Source organism: Vibrio sp. 1078-1 (assembly GCF_033340475.1).
Map to the genome: position 1 here is coordinate 1 of NZ_JAWOWM010000930.1, position 513 is coordinate 513.

The 513-nt window shown below is 47.4% G+C and carries 1 protein-coding gene; it reads right to left on the bottom strand.

Annotated elements, in window-relative coordinates; all coding sequences use genetic code 11:
- Positions 1–91 precede the first annotated feature (91 nt).
- Positions 92–513: substrate-binding domain-containing protein (locus tag R7190_RS30920; protein ID WP_318138349.1), on the bottom strand; the 422-nt coding region annotated here is incomplete at its 5' end.

Consider the following 513-nt stretch of genomic DNA (forward strand, 5'->3'; position numbering starts at 1 on the left):
TATCAGTTTGAATTTTAGATAGCACTTCTACCCTTTGAACTTGCAGCGGCAGCAATGCTGCAACTCCAACGACTTTGGGTGTTATGGTGGGCTACATGCCCACCTTTTTTGTTTTTGTCGAAGAGGTTCGAACGATGAGTTCACCCTCTACTTTGCGTTTGTTAGAAAGCAACGGTTGCCCTTCAATCAGTGCCATCAACGATTCGATTGCGAGTTTACCCATGTCTGAGTAGGGCAGTTCAACCGACGTTAATGCTGGGAAGCTTTCAGAGGCGATTTGCTGATTATCGTAACCGACAACGGCAACATCCTGAGGAATCTTCAACCCCAACTCCGCTATCGCTTGGTAGCACCCCATTGCCATATAGTCGCTGCCACAGAAAATCGCTTCTGGCGGCTGCTCCATATTCAGTAGTGCCAGTGTTTGCTGGTGCGCTTCTTTTAGCGACCAGTTTGCATCGACTAAATACTCTGAGTTAGGAATGATGTCTGCATCAATGAGAGCCTGACGAT